This window comes from Brucella sp. GW823-FHT04E01, assembly GCF_058796175.1.
In genome coordinates, this window is the sequence record NZ_JBXAIK010000006.1 from 172,265 (window position 1) to 190,278 (window position 18,014).

The window sequence follows — 18,014 nt, forward strand, 5'->3', positions numbered from 1 at the left end:
TCCTCAGCCCATAACCTTCTTGGCTTCTTCCATATCCATCCACATTATCTCCCAGATATGGCCGTCAAGATCTTCAAAGCTGCGTCCATACATGAATCCATAGTCCTGTTTCGGACCCGGATCCGCCTTACCGCCAGCGTTTACCGCTTTCTCAACGGTGGTATCGACTTCAGCCTTGTTTTCCGCGGACAAACAGACCAGCACTTCGCTGACCGTGTTGGCATCTGCGATCTTTTTCGGCGTAAACTGGCTGAACTTTTCGTGGTCAAGGATCATCACGTGGATCGTATCCGAAAAGACCATGCCGGAAGCCGTTTCGTCCGAGAACATTGGGTTTTTGGTAGCCCCGATGGCTTCGTAGAAGCTGGTCGACTGCGCAACATTCTTCACTGGCAGGTTCACGAATATCATTTTCGGCATAAGATTTCCTCCGTTGGAAGGCCAAGTGGCCTGATTTTATTTTACGATTATCTATCGCCTGCCCGGCTCCCCCGGCGATAAGATCGAGCCATGAGTCTGAGGCCCGACATGCAATCGATGCCTGAGCCTTCCGGGCGTAAAACAATTCACGCAATTGGCATCGGAAGAACTCAAAGTTCGCTTGTACATAATGGCATATAAGTTATAATTAGCAACCATGAAGTTAGAAAAAATAACCAAACCGGAAAAGCCAGCCGCCAAACGCAGTTATGACGATGCTTGCGCTGCTGCCCATGCCCTTGATTTGATTGGGGAACGCTGGTCGCTCCTGGTTATGCGCGAATTGATGTTCGGTCCCAAACGCTTCAGCGATCTGCGGGCTGATCTGCCGGGTGTGAGTGCAAATGTCCTCACCCAGAGGCTTGAAGGGCTGGAAGAAGCAGGCATTCTTCGCAAGACAAAACTTCCACCTCCCGCATCGGTGCAGGTCTACGAACTGACTGAATGGGGCTATGAGAGCGAACCCATCCTTCAGACGTTGGGTCGTTGGGCCGCGCGTTCACCAAAGCATGATCCCAACCTGCCTATTTCGACCGCTTCATTCCTGCTGTCGCTCAGAACCATGATGGATCATGACAGGGCTCTCGGTATGCGCGCCGTGATCGGTCTCCGTCTGGACGGAGAAGATTTTACCGCACAGCTGAACGATGAAGGGATTCGGATAGAGCGCGGCACAGCGCAGAAATACGATCTCCATTTCGAAAGTTCACCGCGTATGCTGGCTGCCGCCATCTATGGCGGACAGCCCCTTTCAGTGCTGGAAAGCGCCTATATTCTCAAGGTGATAGGCGACCGCACCCTTGCAGAAAAATTCGTGACGTTGTTCCCGCTTCCCGACAAGGCGACCGCACCCGAATAAAATATGCAACTTTTTAGTTGCGTATTTCGTCAAGCACCCTATATTGGCAACCATTAAGTTGCCAATTACGGAGGATGCATATCATGACCATTGCAAGCAATACTGACCGCATCGCGAAAACCGTCGATATTCATGCAGGGATCGACCGCGTATGGCGCGCCCTCACCGATCATGAAGAGTTTGGGAGCTGGTTTCAGGTCAAGATCGACGGGCCGTTCATCGTTGGCACCCGTTCGACCGGCCACATCACCTATCCCGGTTTCGAGCACGAGCCTTGGGAATCACTCATCAAGGAAATGAAGGCACCAAGCTACTTTGCCTTCACCTGGCATCCCTATGCGGTGGACCGCAGTATCGACTATTCCAAGGAGCCGCCGACGCTGGTGGAATTCAAACTGGAACCGATCGAGACCGGAACGCGGCTGACGGTGGTCGAAAGTGGTTTCGATGCGTTGCCTGCCGAACGCCGGCCGCTGGCGTTGCGGATGAACGAGGGCGGCTGGGAGGAACAGGTCGGCAACATCAAAAGACACGTCGAAAATGTATGATAAGCCAGAGATGACCGGTATGGACATGTCCATGGTTTTTGCAGCGCTCGCCGATCCGACCCGGCTGGCGCTCATCGAAACCCTGAGTGATGGCGAAAGCCGTTCGATTGTGGTGCTGTCGCAAAACGGCAGCATCACCCGGCAGGCCGTCACCAAGCATCTCTCCGTGCTGGAACAGGCAAATCTGGTCGAACGGGAAAAGGTCGGACGGGAGAGCAGGTTTCGCCTGCATCCTGCGCCATTGATTGACGCCCGCGCCTATCTCGCAACCGTTTCCAACCAGTGGGACGACGCACTCCAGCGCCTGCGCCGGTTTGTCGAAGATTAGAGCATTTCCAGCAAAAGTGCGCAGCGGTTTTGCGTGAGGCAAATGCGACGAAACAAATACTTAGAACACCGACCTGATTCAGTCAGATCGGTGTTCTAACGCTGGTTGAAAAGTAACGAGGATGTGCCCTTCACGAAGCCAAGCTTCTCGTAGAAGGGCACAAGCTGTTCCGGGCAGTAGAGTTCAAAACTTTTCACACGCTTCAACTTTTCATGGTTGAGAACGCGTTCAACAAGGGCTTGTCCGAGCCCTCGTCCACGATGCTTCTCCGACACGATCACATCGAAGACCATCGCCTTGAAGGTGAAGTCCGTGAGAACGCGGGCGAAACCTGCGATCCTGCTTTCTGCGTCGAGGCAGAACAGAAGCAAATCACAATGGGCCAGCATGTTAGTGACGTCATCAAGCGTCCGCTCGCTCGTCCACCATTCTTTACTATAAAACTCATGAAATTCGCTGTATTGCTCAGGCGCGAGTTTCTCCACCCATTGAAAATCAGTCACTGCTTCCCTCTCCCGTGTCACGGAATAATCAGTCGCAAAGGCGTTTCAGAATGGCAATCCAGTTTGAGCAAACCTGTCCGATCTTTCGCATTTTCGACATAGAGAAAGCCCGTGAATTTTATCTCGGCTTTCTCGGCTTCAATCTGGATTGGGAGCATCGATTTGCCGAGGGAATGCCGCTTTATATGCAGGTTTCCCGCGGTGCGCTTGTCCTGCATCTCAGCGAGCATCACGGCGACGGAAGTCCGGGCGCCAATATTTTCGTGCGCATGCAAGGTGTTGAGGAACTGCACAAAGAAGTCAACGCACGCGGTTACCGCTTCATGCGACCAGGAATTGAGAATGAGCCGTGGGGCCGCGTAATGGCGGTCATCGACCCCTTCGGCAATCGCATCCAATTCTGCGAAGGCCCGCACGACGAATAAACAAAAACACCCGCCGGCGAACCGGCGGGTGTTTCGATTTCAGGCCACTAATCTGATTAGTGCAGAATCTGGCTCAGGAACAGCTTGGTGCGTTCGTGTTGCGGATTGTCGAAGAACTGGTCCGGCGAGTTCTGCTCGACGATCTGGCCCTGATCCATGAAGATCACGCGGTTGGCAACCTGACGGGCAAAGCCCATTTCGTGCGTCACGCAGATCATGGTCATGCCTTCGGCAGCGAGGCTTACCATCGTGTCCAGAACTTCCTTCACCATTTCCGGATCGAGAGCCGATGTCGGTTCATCGAACAGCATGACTTTCGGGTTCATGCACAGTGCACGAGCAATCGCCACACGCTGCTGCTGACCACCGGAAAGCTGGCCCGGATATTTGTTGGCCTGTTCCGGAATCTTCACGCGGGCCAAATAGTGCATGGCGATTTCTTCCGCCTGCTTCTTCGGCATCTTGCGCACCCAGATCGGCGCGAGCGTGCAGTTTTCCAGAATGGTCAGATGCGGGAAGAGATTGAAGTGCTGGAACACCATGCCGACTTCGCGGCGCACTTCATCGATCTTCTTGAGATCGTTGGTCAGCTCGATATTGTCGACGACGATCTTGCCCTTCTGGTGTTCTTCCAGACGGTTGATACAGCGGATCATGGTCGATTTGCCCGAGCCCGACGGTCCGGCAACAACGATGCGCTCCCCGCGCATGACCTTCAGATTGATGTCGCGCAGGACGTGAAACTCACCATACCACTTATGCATATTGGTGATTTCGATGGCGACATCGGTTGTGGAAACCTGCATCTTCGAACGGTCAACATCCATTCCCAGCTCGGATTGCGGGAGGGCGTTTTGTGCACTCATTTCCATTATTCCCTTTATTCTTATCGTTTATGACCCGTGTCGAGCCGTCGTTCCATGAATATAGAGTATCGCGACATTGCGAAACAGAAAATCCAGAAAACGAAGCCCGCAAAGATGAGACCGGTGGCAGGCGTCTGTGGAGAAGCCCAGTTGGCATCGGAAAAGTTCTGACGGACGATGCCCAACAGATCGAACATGCCGATGATGTAGACAAGGCTCGTATCCTTGAACAGACCGATGAAGGTGTTGACGATACCCGGAATGACAAGCTTCAGCGCCTGCGGCAGAACAATCAGTCCCGTTTTCTGCCAGTAGCTGAGACCCAGCGCATCCGCACCTTCATACTGCCCACGCGGGATAGCCTGAAGACCACCGCGCACCACTTCCGCCATATAGGCCGAAGCGAACAGCGCCACGCCGATGAGCGCACGCAGGAGCTTGTCGAAAGTCACACCCGGCGGCAGGAACAAAGGCAGCATGACGCTGGCCATGAACAGCACCGTCACCAGCGGAACGCCGCGCACCATTTCGATGAAGATGATCGAGAAGGTCTTGATGACCGGCAGCTTTGAACGGCGTCCGAGCGCCAGCACGATACCAAGCGGCAGCGACACGGCGATACCGACAAAGGACAGCACAAGCGTGACGAGAAGCCCACCCCAGAGCGGCGTTTCCACATAAGGAAGGCCGAACCAGCCGCCGACCAGCAGGAAGAAGGCGACGATCGGGAACACGAAGAAGAACAGGATCGCATTGAGAGCCTTCTTCGGGGCCTTCGGAATCAGCAGCGGCACCAGCAGGACGACGAAGATCAGCGCCGTCAAATTGACGCGCCAGCGTTCCGAAATCGGATAACGGCCATAGATGAACTGCTCGTATTTCGCGTTCACGAATGCCCAGCAGGCGCCCGACCAGCCTTCCGGTTGCGTGCCGCCCTGCGCGACAGTCAGGCAGGCCGTGCGATCCGCACCCGTCCAAACGGCCTTGAAGAACAGCCACTCGATGATTGGCGGGAGGAACCACGCCACGGCCAGCAGGCCGAGAATGGTCAACGCCGCATCGACAGGCGTTGCGAACAGATTGACGCGCAACCAGTGCGAAATGCCCTGCACGGAGCGTGGCGGCGCTTCGCCATCCACCATCTGCGAGCGGACATATTGGAGATCTGCGTTTTCCATTGTCACCTCTCCACCAGCGCCATCTTGGCATTGAACCAGTTCATCAGGCCGGACACAATCAGGCTGATGCCCAGGTAGATCACCATCCAGATCGCCACGACTTCGACCGATTGACCGGTCTGGTTGAGGATCGTGCCACCTACGGCGACAAGATCGGGATAGCCGATGGCAATGGCGAGCGACGAGTTCTTGATAAGATTGAGATACTGGCTCGAGAGCGGTGGAATGATGATGCGCAGCGCCTGCGGCACGATGATGAGACGCATCGTCTGGCCGGGACGGAGACCGACTGCATAAGCCGCTTCGGTCTGCCCCTTGTTGACGCCCAGAACGCCGGCGCGAACCGTTTCAGCGATAAAGGACGCCGTATAGAAGGAAAGCGCCAGAAACAGAGCCAGAAACTCCGGCTTGATCTGTGCGCCGCCGGTCAGATTGAACGTTCCGAGCTTCGGCGAGTCGAACGAAACCGGAAAACCGGTCGCGATCAGCGCCAGTATCGGCAGGCCGATAATCAGGGCGGCGGACACGCGTATCGTGTGAAAGGACTGGCCGGTTGCCATCTGGCGGCGTTTTGCCCAACGTCCAACGATGACCGAAGCGACGATGCCGATGAGAAGCGCTACCGGCAGAAGCCACGCCCCCTCACCCCATATAGGAGATGGCATGAAGAAGCCGCGATTGTTCAGGTAAGTGCCCAACGGGAGCGCGAAGCTGTCGCGGGCCTGCGGCAGGACCGACAGAACGCCGAAATACCAGAAGAATATGACGAGCAGCGGCGGAATATTGCGGAATATCTCCACATAGACAGTGCAGATCTTGCGGATCAGCCAGTTGCGCGAAAGACGCCCGATACCGACCAGAAACCCGATGATCGATGCCGTAATGACACCCAGCGCGGCAACGTAAAGCGTATTCACGAGGCCAACCAGAAAGGCCCGGCCATAGTTCGAATCGCTGTTGTACTGAATAAGCGTCTGGCTGATATCAAACCCGGCACGCCCATTGAGGAAGGCGAAGCCGGATGCAATGTTTGCGCGCTGCAGATTGGTGACCGTGTTGCCGACAATCCAGTAGATCGCGCCAATGACCGCACCAAAGACAATGACCTGATAGAAGATGCCGCGAATCCGCGGATCGTACAGGAGCGAAGTTCCGCCGCTGTCCTGGCGACGTTCAGTTGCAGAATAGGAAGCCATATGTTTCCTGTGCCTCTCGGCTGGCTGCATCGACCTCAAACAGGAAAGGCTGACCGCATCTGCGGAGCAATTCCTGAAATCGAGACATCGATTGCCGAACCGTTCGGTCTTGCCATCCCCAATTCAGGCTCATCTCGAGCTTGCGGGCCTGCAAGACGCGGTTGAATTCCAAAATGCAGCTTGTCAGCGTTCAGATGCCCTCACGATGCGAGGCCAGTAGCAAACGGACAAACTGCAGAGCCGACAAATCCGGCGGGCGCTGCTGCACCCGCCGATGATCAGTCTGGAAAGAAGAGCCCGTTAGCGCACAGGGACGCCGTATTGCAGGCCGCCCTTGTTCCACTGGGCGTTGATGCCACGTGCAATCTTGAGCGGGCTGCTGGCGCCGATATTGCGCTCGAAGATTTCACCGTAATTGCCGACGCCCTTGACGATCTTCACCACCCAGTCATTGTCGAGACCGAGATCGGTACCGATCTTCGTGTCTGCTTCCACACCGAGAAGACGCTTGATGTCCGGATTGTCGGACTTCTTCATCTCTTCGACATTGGCCTGCGTAATGCCGTATTCCTCGGCGTTGAGCAGCGCATTATGGGTCCAGCGAACGACGTCCGCCCACTTGGAATCGCCCTGACGAACGGTCAGACCGAATGGCTCCTTGGAGATGATTTCTGGCAAGATGACGTGATCATCCGGATTGGCAAGCGCCAGACGAACCCCGTAGAGGCTGGACTGATCGGTCGTATAGGCGTCGCAACGACCGGAATCGTAAGCGGCGTTGGCTTCTTCGATCTTCTCGAAGACAACCGGGTTATATTCCATCTTGTTGGCGCGGAAATAGTCGGCCATGTTCAGCTCGGTCGTCGTACCGGCTTGAACGCAGATGGAAGCGCCGGAAAGCTGCAATGCGGAATTGATGCCCGACAGCTTCTTTGAATTGATCATGAAGCCCTGGCCGTCAAAGTAGTTGATGCCAGCAAAATCAAGGCCAAGCGCAGTGTCGCGGCTGATCGTCCAGGTCGTGTTACGGATCAGGACGTCCACTTCACCCGACTGCAGGGCCGTGAAACGCTCCTTGGCGTTCAGCGGCGTGAACTTCACCTTGGTTGGATCGCCGAAAATCGCAGAAGCCACAGCGCGGCAATAGTCTACGTCAAAGCCGGACCACTCGCCCTTGTCGTTGGGCGAAGCAAAGCCGAGAAGACCCGTATTAACGCCGCACTGCAGAAAACCTTTCGCCTTCACATCGGAAAGCGTATCCGCGGATGCTCCCGAAGCTACGCTAAACAGCGCCGCCGCACCCAATACACCCGTCATAAGAGTTTTTTTCATCTGGCCTGCAACCTTTTGTTCCCTGGAGAGCGCTGAACCCTTGGCTCAAGCGTCTCTTGTTGCTTTATTTTTGCATAAACCCGTCGGAAAAGCCGTGTGACCTCCCAAGCCCATGCCCATACAGCAGGCTGCCCCTCGCCCGAGACCGCTTTCCGGTCTTCGATTCTTGTTTTTGAGCGCAGTGACAAACCTGCCGCCTTCACGGGTCTTATCGAAGGCGAAAAATTGCCTTTGGTCAAGGCAATAACGCAGCCCGGCGAGCTGGCCTCCAAAAAAGATGAGGGGGAAATATTTGAAAATTTACACGATTTCCCGATTTCTGGGTAGAAACCCTCTCCAGAGAAGATCATGTCGCAACCAGTTGGAGTACGGCATTATAACTCAATTAATTCAATTTGTTAAATTTGACTACCACCCTAGATGGGCAATGCCGAGAGCAACTCCTGATAGAAATCAGACGCGCGGCATCGCGCTTTCACCATCCAAAGAAAAAATAATATTTCGCGTCGCCATATAACGGGCAACCCACCATGTCGCCACGAATCCGATCGTCAGACCGGCTACGATGTCAGTCGGATAGTGTGCGCCCGCGGCAAGCCTGCTGATCCCGAAGAGAAAACATGCCGGGGCTGTAAGGACGCGCCAGCGCGGCAGGAATATCCAAAGCGAGACCATCATGATGCCAGCCATCATAGAGTGACCTGACGGGAAGCTTTCATAAAGAAACTGGCCTTTGAACGGTGAGAAATAGGCTGCGCCCACGTCATCGAGCAGGAACGGGCGCGCCCGACCGATGGCGAGTTTACCGATTTCAGTCGGGATGCTCCCCACAACAATCGACGTCAGCACCAACGTTGCCCAGCTATGGAGTTTCACGAACCACGGTCTGGCACTATCACGCAGTTTTGGCGAAAGCAGTATCGCTGTGACGAGCCAGACGACAATGCCGATTGCCAGCCAGACGATGGTGCGAATCGCATCCGTAACCGCACGCAGGAATTCCATGATAAAATTGGTGCTCTGCGCCGTGACGCGAACGATGTCAGCATCCCACAGATGCAGCACGAGAATAATGAACGGCAGAAGCACCACAATTGCGGTCATTTCAAGCGTCCATGGGGATGGCGCCCCCTTGTAAGCCGGGCGCAGAAGAGCTCGAAGGAGTTCCAGCGCCGCGCGAAAGGGATATAGAAAAATGCTTCCCGTGCCTGACGCCATCATAATAGAAATACCCTTTCAAAAGCTTCTTACGCAATAAATTGCACGCGAGGTTGCATCCGGAACGCGCGCATCCTATCCAAGTATTCAAAGTTTCCGCCGCAAACGGAATCGCAGATCTTTTTGCCGCAGCCGACCTTGATGCGACCCGGCAGAATCCTCTTGTTCGAGAATCGGTGGGCGAGAATCAGTGGGATAGCATGCAACATGGTCTGGAGGCATTTTCGTGACTAAGCAGCAGGGCAAGACAGAGAAGCTGGGTATAAACACACGGCTGGCTCACGATGGTTATCAGCCGCGCGATTATCATGGCTTCGTCAATCCGCCCGTTGTCCGCGCCTCCACCGTGCTTTTCCCGGATGCAGAGACGATGGCAACCGGTGGCCAGAAATACACTTATGGCACGCGTGGCACACCGACCAGCGATGCGCTTTGCGCTGCCATTGATGCGCTGGAAGGTTCGGCAGGTACGGTCTGCGTCCCGTCCGGTCTTGCCGCTGTTACCGTTCCGCTTCTCGCCTTCCTCTCGCCCGGCGATCACGTGCTGTTTGTCGATTCGATCTACAATCCGACCCGTCATTTTGCCGATACGATCCTGAAGCGCATAGGCGTGGAAGTCGAATATTACGATCCGGAGATCGGCTCTGGCATTGCAAAGCTGATGCGCCCGAACACCAAGGTCGTGTTCACGGAATCACCGGCGTCGAACACGTTTGAAATGCAGGATATTCCGGCCATCGTTGAAGAAGCGCACAAGGGCGGCGCCATCGTCATGATGGACAATACGTGGGCCACCCCGCTTTACTTCAAGGCGCTCGATTTCGGCGTGGACATTACCATCCATGCCTCGACCAAATATCCGTCCGGCCACTCCGATATTCTGTTTGGCACGATTTCGGCCAATGAAAAATGCTGGCCGCAGCTTCTGGAAACGCACGGAACGCTTGGACTGTGCACATCGGCTGACGATACCTACCAGATCCTGCGCGGCATGCGCACGATGGGCGTGCGGCTGGAACATCACCGCAAGAGCGCACTGGACGTCGCCCGTTGGCTTGAAAGCCACCCGGCTGTCGACCGGGTTCTGCATCCGGCACTGGAAAGCCATCCGGGTCATGAAATCTGGAAGCGGGACTTCTCCGGTTCTGCCGGCATTTTCTCCATCGTGCTCGCCAGCGGCGGGCAGAAGGAAGCCCATGCTTTCCTCGATGCGCTGGAGATTTTCGGCCTCGGTTATTCCTGGGGCGGCTATGAAAGCCTCGCGGTTCATGTCCGCCTCGATGATCGCACCGTGGCCAAGGGCGACTATCCGGGCCCGGTGATCCGCCTGCAGATTGGTCTGGAAGACGTGCCGGACCTCATTGCAGACCTCGAAAAAGGCTTTGCCGCGATCTAAGCCGGTTTTGCAGCCGTCATCTTGCGTGACCGCGCGCGGACCGTTTTCTTTGCCGCCTTTAAGGGCTTCGGTTCGATTTCAGAGAGGCCTTCCACGACGGCCTCTATCATGGTGCAGGCGACGAAATCCGCCTGCATTTCTTCCCGCAACGCCTCCCGGTCAACGGATCGTGCTTCGCTCGGATCGTGCCACAGCACCACGCCAATGCGCAGAGAGGGCCGCAGCCGTCGCAGGCGACGTACGGCAAAGCGGGCGTGACGTGCCGCCTGCTGATCCAGAAAGCAGATTATCAGCGTATCCCTGTCGGAAAGATCCAGCGCCCTGAGATTGGCGGGCTTGAGCGCATCATGCACGACGGCTTCTGCCGACGCGCCCTGCACGGCAAGCACCTGCGCCAGCATGATCGCAGCCGTGTCGTCGAGCCCCTTTCGTCCCCCGAATGTCAGCAGCGACCGGCCTTCGCCGGAGGGAAGTTCCAGATCGGATGCGCTAACATCGCCATCGGGATTCTCAATCGCGATCTCTTCGTCGTCCCCCTCCTCCTCGCTCGCAATCTGTTCCAGATTGGCCACCAGCGTCTTCGTGCTTTCGTCAACGATCTGCAATTGCGGCTCGGTCAGAACACCGCGCAGACGGTCCCGCTCCGCCATCAGGAGCGCCGGGATCGCGACCGAACCGTAAAACTCGACCAGATATTTCCGTTCCAGCATTTCCTCGGCATTATCCGTGGCCTCATCCGGGTCTCCGGCCAGGAGGCGCTGATAGAGACGTTCCTTCGGATCGAGCACAGGCTCGTTGCCGAACAGGATTTCCAGAAACTCGAATTGCGGCACATGACGCCCCAGCACCACGAGACAGACCGTCAGAGGCGTCGACAAGACCAGCCCGACCGGGCCCCAGAGCCAAGTCCAGAAAATGGCCGAAACGATGATTGCAAGCGGCGAAAGGCCGGTGCGCGAGCCATAGAGCCAAGGTTCGATCACATTGTTTATAAGAAGCTCGATGATGACGAAGAGCCCGATTGTCCAGAGGAGCAGGCTCCAGCCGGGTGCAACGGCAAAGGCAAGGAACAGCGGCAGGATCGCCGCCATAACCGGGCCAATATAGGGAACGAACCGCAAAACGATTGCCAGCATTCCCCATAGAGCTGCATTCGGAATACCCAAAATCCAAAGTCCGAAAGCGAGTGGCACTCCATAGGTAATATTCACCACCAGCTGCGTCAGCAGATATTGTCCAACCCGCTTTCCCGCATCCTGCAACGCTTCAGTCGTGCGGTGAAGATCGCCATAGCCGACCAGCCTTATGAAGCGATCCCTCAGCTCCTCCCGTTCGAGCAGCATGAAAATCACCACAACCACGACGAGACCTGTCGTCGCCAGCGGACCGACGAGCGGTTCGATTATGCTCCGGAGCGTTTCAACCGGATGGCGCGGCGCGAATATCTGGACGAGCAGCGGCTTTTCCTCCGGCTGATCCGAAGGCAGCGCCTGTGTTTTCTGTTCCGGCCTGTTGATTTCCGTGCCTATGCGCTCGGCAAAGCGGTTGAGCCTTTCAATGAAACTGTTGTCTGAGCTCGCTTCCTTGAGTGTCCTGATCTTCTCGATAATGTTGTACTGATAGATTGAAATATTCTGCCCAACCTCGGAGACCTGAAAGGCAACGACGGCGCTGAAGACTGCGACGATCAGAAAACCGCTGGCCACACTGGTAATCACCGCGAACAGCCGTGGAAGACCGGCCCTGCGCAGAAAGGCGACAATCGGCGCAAGCGCAAATGTCAGCAGTACCGCTATGGCAAGAGGCAGAAAGACGTCTTTTGCAAAGTAGAGAATGGCAACGGCAACAGCCATTGCCGCCAGAGTCGGCAGGCGTGGCGGCGCCGACGTGATCGGACGCACCGTGGAATCCAGACGGTCGATACTCTCCATGAACCCCTCTTTAGCCGTGTTGTGACCTTCGGCTTGTTAGCCGCAATAACTGAATAGGAGGGCGTTCGGTTCCATATTCCGTCGGAACAGAGAACAAATTAAATTAGCAACAACTAACGAACATATTTCTCGAAATATCATGATAAGTGTTGAGGTAAATATTAATACAATTAAAATATCGAAACTATCTAAAATACAGCAAGTACTGGAATTTTTGGGGACGTGCTTTGTCGTTAATGCCAATGAATAGCTTCATAAACCACCATTTATACAAACATATTCTAATTCTACTTTTGGTGGTATTTCCATCAGCATCGTATGCGCAGCAGGCACCCAAGCCCGTGCAGGTCGGTGTTTATGTCAGTGAGCCATTCGTCAACAAACAGGGCAATGCGTTCTCCGGCATGGCTATCGATATCTGGCAGGACATTGCCACACGCATGAACCTTGCTTCGCAATATGTGGAGTATCCGAATTACACCGAACTGGTGAAAGCGGTTTCAGAAGGCAAAGTCGAAGCCGCCGTTACCAATCTGACAATCACGGAACAGCGTGCCGAGATCGTGGATTTCACCCATCCATGGTTCGATGCTGGCTTGCGCATCATGGTGCATACCCAGGCAGGAAGTGGCTGGGACGATCTCATCAGCCGCCTTGATGATGCGGGACATCTGGCGACTTATGCCTGGATCCTCGGCATTCTCGTTGCGGCCACGGTATTGCTGACGATCTTCGACAGGCGTTTTGATGAAGGCTTTCCGAAACGCTGGCGCGAGGGACTGGCAGAAAGTTTCTATCACGTGGTTTCCATTGCGACGTCTGGCAAAACTTCACGCAAAAACCTGTTCGGTTGGGTGGGACGCATCTGGCAGACATTCTGGATGGTGTTTGGCATAGCGATCATCGCCTACATGACTTCATCGATTACTAGCGTCATGACCGTCGCTCATATCGACAACAATATTTCCAGCCTTTCTGATCTGCAGGGGAAATCCGTTGGCGTTCGTGCAGGCGGTGTCGCAGAACGGTTTCTGAAGTCGCGCTCTATCGCGACTGTTCCTTTCGATCACATGCCCGAAGCGGTAAACGCACTGGTCAGCGATGAAATTGCGGCAATCGTCGGCGACGGGCCGGTTCTGGAATATTACGCCCACCAGCACGCCGACCAACCTGTCGATCTTGTCGGGAATGTATTCAGCCCGGACAAATATGGCTTTGCCTTCCCGCGCCATAGCGAACTCGTCAAGCCCGCCAGCGTAGCAATCATCAGTGCTCACGAGAGTGAAGAGGTCGCCAAGCTGAAAGCCAAATATTTTGGCCCCGAGAACTGATATTGCAGACATGGAAAAGGCGGCCAATGGCCGCCTTTCTTGTGCAGATTATTTACCGGCCCGCCACGATGGACGAAATGATTCCGGTTGCGATGCTGATCAACATATAATCGTTGTTGACCTTGACCCAGTGATAGCCGCGTGGCGGCTTGCGCAGCTTGTAGCCAGAATAGTTGTTCACGACGTGGCCGCGGTAGTTTGGCGGCAGGCGGTTGCCCTTCTTCCAGCTCTGGTGACGGCGATTGTCATATTTACGCGCATCATATTTCGGACCACCCTTGTGCATCTGGCTGTGAGACGGCTTGCCATGTTGCGACGGATACGGTTGGGCCATCGCAGCAGGAGCTGCAAGAAAGGAAAAGGCAGTAAGAGCAATAACGATCGGCTTCATATCGGCTTCCTTTGTTTATTCGATGTAAGGAAAATGCGCTCGCCAACGTGAACGCCAAGTGAATACTCCCATTAAATAAATTTAATGATTTCATACGATTAGTTTTCATCAAAGCGCACCATGTCCAATCAAAACAGGATCGGAGATCAGTCCAGCGAACTTATTTCCTTGTGTAGGCGCGTCGCACTTTTCGGGATGCACTCCAGCTCAAAGCCATTATGTTGCGTTTCCCATCCGACTAAAATGCGCTAGGTAGAACCCAAATTCGTACGCACCTCTCAATGAGGTAAGTGTCAAAGGACTACATCATGATGAACTGGGTTTTCATTCTGCAAGGCGTTATCGCGTTCGGACTGGCTGGGTTGGCGATTGCGGTCATCCTTCGCCATCGTCGCCACTAACGCGGTTTCGATCTGCGATATTTTTCGTCCGGGCCTGCAGGTTCGAACGCAACCGATCATGAAATCAATCGTTTAAGCTTAGTCTGGTATTTCTCAGGAGGAGACAGGGATGCGGAAAGTGGCGCTTGGTTTGGTGGCCTTGCTCGCAATAACGGGCTGCACGACCACCGAAAAGGATATTTCCATCGGCACCGGCGCAGGTGCCATCATTGGCGGCATTGCTGGCGGCGGACGTGGCGCACTGATCGGCGCAGGTGCGGGCGCATTGGGCGGCCTTCTGGTGCGTGAACTGCGCAATGGCAATTGCCAATATCGCGACCGTCATGGCCGCATGTATGTGGCTCGCTGCAGACGATAGTTCCAGCAATCCGCAAAGATCCTCGAAAGCGCCGGTTTTCCGGCGCTTTTGTTATTCGGCACGCACGGCCTGTCTGCCCTGATTGGAACCTTCGCTCATCGATGTCGTTTTATAGACAATAGAGACAGTTCAGGGAGAACTCCGATGAAGCTTGCTCTCAAAGCCGCTCTTGTTGCCTTGGGCGTATTTGCGGCGGGCGCAGCGCAGGCCGCGAACGCCATATCCACCACCAACCTCAATATTCGAACAGGCCCCGGCACGCGCTATGCGACACTGGGTTCCATCCCAAGCGGAGCGCCTGTCACTGTGCGTGGCTGCACATCCGGTTATGGCTGGTGTCAGGTCAGCTACGGCCCGACTTATGGCTGGGCATCGTCGCGCTATCTGGCATTTCGCGAGGGAACATCAGGTGGTTACTCCGATGATTTCGGTCGAACAGCTGCACTCATCGGCATTCCGCTTATCGCTGGCGTTGCCATAGGCTCTGCTCTCAATGACCGGGATGACTATTGGTATCGTGATCGTCGCTACTATCGCGACAGGCATTGGGGTCGCCGTGGATGGCGTGATCGTCCAGGCTGGCACGGGAATTACCGGCCGCGTGTCTATATGAGGCACCGTGTTCCCGACGGTCCACACGGACAATAACGGACAACCGAACAGACATAAAACGCCGCGAAGTGCTCGCGGCGTTCTGTCTTCGTTGGAAGGCTCGTACCGTGCCCTATTGTGTTTTCAGGTAAACTTCGTGCCAGAGGGTGACACGGTCAGCTTCATCGAATTTCAAAAGCAGCATCGCTTCGAATTGATCCGTCGTCTCATCGAGACGCACGACCGTGGCAGTCATTGCCAGTACGGCTGAATTTCCTTCCACCACAACGTCTTGCACATCGTAGTCGATGGTGTGAATCGTGCTGCGGAAACCATTCAGAAAGGCCAAATAATTGGCATGATTGGCAGGATGGATGCGTCCATTGGCCTTGACTATGAACTGGTCCGCGAATTTCTCCGCTATGATTGCCTCTGTAAGCGCTCCGTCTTGAACCAGATGCTTTCGGTTCCAATCCAGAAGCCCCAAGGCCAATTGTGCCGTGGTTTGCTTGTGCAAGATGGCCTCCATGTCGGTTGCAATAAGGCGCTCCTCTGTCAGGCCTTTGCACTATGCTCAAGATCGAGCCTGTGCTTTTGGCCTTCTTGCAGTTTAAATTGGCCCAATATCGATATTCATTGCCTTTGTCGCTTCGTGAAGATCGTCAGTGCCAGACCGATCAAAACAAGTGTGACACCCGCAGCGAAATACCACCCCATCGAATCGCCAAACATGACCGACGAAGCCATGACCCCGAACACAGGCTGCAAATACTGAACACTGGCAGCCGTTCTGGCAGGAACCGTCCGCAGGAGATGAAGCCAGAGGAAAAAGCCAGCAACGCTAACAATGAAACCAAGATAGATCGCTGAAACGATTGCAACATAATTGAGCTGAAAATCGACGGTCGAGATTTCCCATCCGGCAAACGGCAAGAGTGCCAGCAAGCCGAACCAAGTGCTCCATGCGACAACTGTGGCTGTCCCGCACTGAACCGTGAGCTGAACGCTCCACACATAATAGAAGGCGATAGCGACTGCCGACAGCAGCAGGAAGCTTGCACCGACGAGACTGTTTTGCGTTCCAACCACAGACAGATCGCCCTTTTCCAGAGCGACCAGACCGATTCCCACAAAGGCGGTAACCAGTCCGAGCATCTGCACGCCTGAAACGGCCTGCTTCAGGCGAAGGGCTGCAAAAACGACGACAAACAGGGGAATGGTAGCGGAAATAATCGTTCCGGCTGATGCCGATGTGCCGGCAACACCCAATGTCTGTGAAACCTGACCAATGCCGATGCCCAGAACACCCAACCCTGCCAGTCTGGGAAAAGCCTTGAGTGGAAGTCTTTGTTTGCCCAGAACGAAGAGCAGCAGAAGCGGAACAGCTATGCCAAACCGCAATGCGGCCAGCGTCAGCGGCGGCATTGTCTGGAGTCCGAGCTTGGTCACCGGAATGGACAACCTCCTCTTCGGCTGCCGTCGCGACCTCTGACGTAAGCTTGCACCACGCGAACAGCTGGCTGGGCGCAATGCCATGACGACGGGCGACCAGACTGACCGTTGCGTCCGCCTCGTAGGTTTCGTGGACAATCGCAAGTTTCTCCGCTGTACTCCAGCGTCGACGCCGCTCAGGGCCGGAAAGAATTTCCATCTTAATGCTATTACCAGTCATAATGTGAACAGTAGTCCTATCACTTATTTAAGTGGCAGAAACTGTCCGGGCAATTAAGGGGCTATTCCAGGATAGAATGAGGGGGCCGAATAAAGACGGGCTAAAATGACGGAACAAAATTTCGCCAACGTAGTTTCACGCAATGCATCGATACCACTCCGCGCCAGTACGGCTCATTCACCACTAGAACCGTCGCTGACGCAGCCCTGCCTAGCTCGTCCCTAGGGCAGGGCGCCTTTTTCTAGTTATTCGCTGGGTCCGTACGAAGCTCAGCGGATAGAGCGGACGGCAAGGACATGCACCTCATTTGCCGAGCGCGGCCCGACGACTCCGGGAAGAGCGTGTCGGGGCTTTTAAAATGAAGCCCTTGCCCGCGATCGCAAACACGTTAGTTTTTGTATTACCATGCCTCGATAACAACACTCAGGAATGGTAGGAAGCCCCGACGTTTGGAGAGGCGTCGGGGCTTTACTATTAAAGATCCTATCGTGTGCAATCCGTTTAGCGCTTTCAAATTAACCGGCTCAGAATTACGCCAGTACTTGCGCTGCAAACCACAACCAATGCCAGAAACTTCGTGAGTGACAATTGTTCGATCCATCGAACTACCCACAAACGCGGCGCTTCGACCGTCCTTTTGCTGTACATTCTCCCCTCCCTTTTTTGGAGAGACCTTTTATCGTACGGTCAAAAAACTGTCAGCACTTTCTTTCGTTTATATTGATGTCCCACAAATCAATCCTTAGGACTTTACAAACGCGAAGTTCTGAATAAAATTTTGGGTGCCGATGAGACATGACTTCAACCCGCGCGATCACGCCGCGGGGTTATTTTTTATGTGGAGCTGGATTTAAGATCGTTCGGGCTGCGTCAGAATAGTGAGTATCTTGCCCCTAAGTGACCTTAATTGTTCGCTTGCTATCAAATCACAAATGAGGTGCACCCCGATTTTGGGCCACGGAGAGCTGGAATTTTCCGGGTTTAAGGCTCAAAGCGGCGGGGATGCCGTT

The 18,014-nt window shown here is 54.8% G+C and carries 20 protein-coding genes and 1 pseudogene; 9 read left to right on the forward strand and 12 right to left on the reverse strand.

Annotated elements, in window-relative coordinates:
• Window positions 1-3: 3 nt before the first annotated feature.
• Window positions 4-420: a VOC family protein gene (locus tag AC1RHM_RS21715; RefSeq protein WP_010661071.1), complete on the reverse strand. Its 417-nt coding sequence runs from the start codon at window positions 418-420 to the stop codon at window positions 4-6.
• A 217-nt stretch (window positions 421-637) separates the two neighbouring features.
• On the opposite strand from AC1RHM_RS21715, the gene AC1RHM_RS21720 reads away from it, so the two are divergent.
• From AC1RHM_RS21720 to AC1RHM_RS21730, 3 genes are all read left to right on the forward strand, one after another.
• Window positions 638-1,339 (forward strand): winged helix-turn-helix transcriptional regulator, encoded by a 702-nt coding sequence (locus AC1RHM_RS21720; RefSeq protein WP_036588493.1) that lies wholly within the window; start codon window positions 638-640, stop codon window positions 1,337-1,339.
• Between the two features lie 83 nt (window positions 1,340-1,422).
• Window positions 1,423-1,887 carry an SRPBCC family protein gene (locus tag AC1RHM_RS21725; protein ID WP_010661069.1) on the forward strand — a complete coding sequence of 155 codons (465 nt, stop codon included), beginning with the start codon at window positions 1,423-1,425 and terminating at the stop codon, window positions 1,885-1,887.
• A 10-nt stretch (window positions 1,888-1,897) separates the two neighbouring features.
• Window positions 1,898-2,215, forward strand: a complete 318-nt coding sequence (locus AC1RHM_RS21730; RefSeq protein WP_029376230.1) for an ArsR/SmtB family transcription factor — start codon at window positions 1,898-1,900, stop codon at window positions 2,213-2,215.
• A gap of 95 nt (window positions 2,216-2,310) precedes the next feature.
• Here the strand turns inward: AC1RHM_RS21730 and AC1RHM_RS21735 are convergent, their stop codons facing one another.
• Window positions 2,311-2,718 (reverse strand): GNAT family N-acetyltransferase, encoded by a 408-nt coding sequence (locus AC1RHM_RS21735; RefSeq protein WP_029925142.1) that lies wholly within the window; start codon window positions 2,716-2,718, stop codon window positions 2,311-2,313.
• 50 nt (window positions 2,719-2,768) lie between these two features.
• Here AC1RHM_RS21735 and AC1RHM_RS21740 point away from each other — a divergent pair, with 50 nt between their 5' ends.
• Window positions 2,769-3,143, forward strand: a complete 375-nt coding sequence (locus AC1RHM_RS21740; protein ID WP_029925143.1) for a glyoxalase superfamily protein — start codon at window positions 2,769-2,771, stop codon at window positions 3,141-3,143.
• Between the two features lie 56 nt (window positions 3,144-3,199).
• Here AC1RHM_RS21740 and AC1RHM_RS21745 read toward each other — a convergent pair whose 3' ends face one another.
• From AC1RHM_RS21745 to AC1RHM_RS21760, 4 genes are all read right to left on the reverse strand, one after another.
• Window positions 3,200-4,009: an amino acid ABC transporter ATP-binding protein gene (locus AC1RHM_RS21745; protein WP_012092357.1), complete on the reverse strand. Its 810-nt coding sequence runs from the start codon at window positions 4,007-4,009 to the stop codon at window positions 3,200-3,202.
• A 20-nt stretch (window positions 4,010-4,029) separates the two neighbouring features.
• Complete coding sequence (locus AC1RHM_RS21750) at window positions 4,030-5,187, reverse strand: amino acid ABC transporter permease (RefSeq protein WP_012092358.1); 1,158 nt, start codon at window positions 5,185-5,187, stop codon at window positions 4,030-4,032.
• 2 nt (window positions 5,188-5,189) lie between these two features.
• Window positions 5,190-6,383: an amino acid ABC transporter permease gene (locus AC1RHM_RS21755; protein WP_036588495.1), complete on the reverse strand. Its 1,194-nt coding sequence runs from the start codon at window positions 6,381-6,383 to the stop codon at window positions 5,190-5,192.
• A gap of 300 nt (window positions 6,384-6,683) precedes the next feature.
• Window positions 6,684-7,715, reverse strand: a complete 1,032-nt coding sequence (locus tag AC1RHM_RS21760) for an amino acid ABC transporter substrate-binding protein (protein ID WP_010661062.1) — start codon at window positions 7,713-7,715, stop codon at window positions 6,684-6,686.
• A gap of 96 nt (window positions 7,716-7,811) precedes the next feature.
• Here AC1RHM_RS21760 and AC1RHM_RS21765 point away from each other — a divergent pair, with 96 nt between their 5' ends.
• Window positions 7,812-8,042 carry a hypothetical protein gene (locus tag AC1RHM_RS21765; RefSeq protein WP_010661061.1) on the forward strand — a complete coding sequence of 77 codons (231 nt, stop codon included), beginning with the start codon at window positions 7,812-7,814 and terminating at the stop codon, window positions 8,040-8,042.
• Window positions 8,043-8,168: 126 nt separating this feature from the next.
• Here AC1RHM_RS21765 and lpxE read toward each other — a convergent pair whose 3' ends face one another.
• Window positions 8,169-8,936, reverse strand: a complete 768-nt coding sequence (lpxE, locus tag AC1RHM_RS21770; protein WP_010661060.1) for a lipid A 1-phosphatase LpxE — start codon at window positions 8,934-8,936, stop codon at window positions 8,169-8,171.
• 223 nt (window positions 8,937-9,159) lie between these two features.
• Between lpxE and AC1RHM_RS21775 the strand changes: the two genes are divergently transcribed.
• Window positions 9,160-10,329, forward strand: coding sequence for a cystathionine beta-lyase (locus tag AC1RHM_RS21775; protein WP_010661059.1), 1,170 nt, complete (start codon window positions 9,160-9,162; stop codon window positions 10,327-10,329).
• Here AC1RHM_RS21775 and AC1RHM_RS21780 read toward each other — a convergent pair.
• A complete protein-coding gene (locus AC1RHM_RS21780) occupies window positions 10,326-12,260 on the reverse strand; it encodes an AI-2E family transporter (protein WP_036588499.1) in 1,935 nt (644 codons plus the stop codon). The two genes, AC1RHM_RS21775 and AC1RHM_RS21780, sit on opposite strands and share 4 nt — an antisense overlap.
• A gap of 227 nt (window positions 12,261-12,487) precedes the next feature.
• Here AC1RHM_RS21780 and AC1RHM_RS21785 point away from each other — a divergent pair, with 227 nt between their 5' ends.
• The gene (locus AC1RHM_RS21785; protein ID WP_029925157.1) at window positions 12,488-13,591 is read left to right on the forward strand and encodes a transporter substrate-binding domain-containing protein; all 1,104 of its coding nucleotides are present in this window, start codon (window positions 12,488-12,490) and stop codon (window positions 13,589-13,591) included.
• Window positions 13,592-13,643: 52 nt separating this feature from the next.
• On the opposite strand, the gene AC1RHM_RS21790 is transcribed toward AC1RHM_RS21785, so the two are convergent.
• A complete protein-coding gene (locus tag AC1RHM_RS21790; protein WP_010661056.1) occupies window positions 13,644-13,982 on the reverse strand; it encodes an RcnB family protein in 339 nt (112 codons plus the stop codon).
• 510 nt (window positions 13,983-14,492) lie between these two features.
• Here AC1RHM_RS21790 and AC1RHM_RS21795 point away from each other — a divergent pair.
• Both AC1RHM_RS21795 and AC1RHM_RS21800 read left to right on the forward strand, forming a co-directional pair.
• The gene (locus tag AC1RHM_RS21795) at window positions 14,493-14,741 is read left to right on the forward strand and encodes a YMGG-like glycine zipper-containing protein (RefSeq protein WP_012092366.1); all 249 of its coding nucleotides are present in this window, start codon (window positions 14,493-14,495) and stop codon (window positions 14,739-14,741) included.
• A 144-nt stretch (window positions 14,742-14,885) separates the two neighbouring features.
• Complete coding sequence (locus tag AC1RHM_RS21800; RefSeq protein WP_036588502.1) at window positions 14,886-15,389, forward strand: SH3 domain-containing protein; 504 nt, start codon at window positions 14,886-14,888, stop codon at window positions 15,387-15,389.
• Between the two features lie 76 nt (window positions 15,390-15,465).
• On the opposite strand, the gene AC1RHM_RS21805 is transcribed toward AC1RHM_RS21800, so the two are convergent.
• The 3 genes and pseudogenes from AC1RHM_RS21805 to AC1RHM_RS21815 form a co-directional block, all read right to left on the reverse strand.
• Complete coding sequence (locus tag AC1RHM_RS21805) at window positions 15,466-15,849, reverse strand: hypothetical protein (RefSeq protein WP_226622259.1); 384 nt, start codon at window positions 15,847-15,849, stop codon at window positions 15,466-15,468.
• 116 nt (window positions 15,850-15,965) lie between these two features.
• Window positions 15,966-16,781: a DMT family transporter gene (locus AC1RHM_RS21810; RefSeq protein ID WP_318272928.1), complete on the reverse strand. Its 816-nt coding sequence runs from the start codon at window positions 16,779-16,781 to the stop codon at window positions 15,966-15,968.
• A pseudogene (locus AC1RHM_RS21815) lies at window positions 16,777-17,004 on the reverse strand (transposase); the annotation flags it as partial. The pseudogene AC1RHM_RS21815 and the gene AC1RHM_RS21810, both read right to left, overlap by 5 nt.
• Window positions 17,005-18,014: the final 1,010 nt, after the last annotated feature.

Bases quoted from the DNA above. Each gene is read 5' to 3' on its own strand.
- AC1RHM_RS21745 (WP_012092357.1), bottom strand. From the start codon at position 4,009: ATGAGTGCACAAAACGCCCTCCCGCAATCCGAGCTGGGAATGGATGTT.
- AC1RHM_RS21790 (WP_010661056.1), bottom strand. From the start codon at position 13,982: ATGAAGCCGATCGTTATTGCTCTTACTGCCTTTTCCTTTCTTGCAGCT.
- AC1RHM_RS21760 (WP_010661062.1), bottom strand. From the start codon at position 7,715: ATGAAAAAAACTCTTATGACGGGTGTATTGGGTGCGGCGGCGCTGTTT.
- AC1RHM_RS21715 (WP_010661071.1), bottom strand. From the start codon at position 420: ATGCCGAAAATGATATTCGTGAACCTGCCAGTGAAGAATGTTGCGCAG.
- AC1RHM_RS21795 (WP_012092366.1), top strand. From the start codon at position 14,493: ATGCGGAAAGTGGCGCTTGGTTTGGTGGCCTTGCTCGCAATAACGGGC.
- AC1RHM_RS21780 (WP_036588499.1), bottom strand. From the start codon at position 12,260: ATGGAGAGTATCGACCGTCTGGATTCCACGGTGCGTCCGATCACGTCG.
- AC1RHM_RS21755 (WP_036588495.1), bottom strand. From the start codon at position 6,383: ATGGCTTCCTATTCTGCAACTGAACGTCGCCAGGACAGCGGCGGAACT.
- AC1RHM_RS21740 (WP_029925143.1), top strand. From the start codon at position 2,769: ATGGCAATCCAGTTTGAGCAAACCTGTCCGATCTTTCGCATTTTCGAC.
- AC1RHM_RS21730 (WP_029376230.1), top strand. From the start codon at position 1,898: ATGACCGGTATGGACATGTCCATGGTTTTTGCAGCGCTCGCCGATCCG.
- AC1RHM_RS21725 (WP_010661069.1), top strand. From the start codon at position 1,423: ATGACCATTGCAAGCAATACTGACCGCATCGCGAAAACCGTCGATATT.
- AC1RHM_RS21720 (WP_036588493.1), top strand. From the start codon at position 638: ATGAAGTTAGAAAAAATAACCAAACCGGAAAAGCCAGCCGCCAAACGC.
- lpxE (WP_010661060.1), bottom strand. From the start codon at position 8,936: ATGATGGCGTCAGGCACGGGAAGCATTTTTCTATATCCCTTTCGCGCG.
- AC1RHM_RS21800 (WP_036588502.1), top strand. From the start codon at position 14,886: ATGAAGCTTGCTCTCAAAGCCGCTCTTGTTGCCTTGGGCGTATTTGCG.
- AC1RHM_RS21750 (WP_012092358.1), bottom strand. From the start codon at position 5,187: ATGGAAAACGCAGATCTCCAATATGTCCGCTCGCAGATGGTGGATGGC.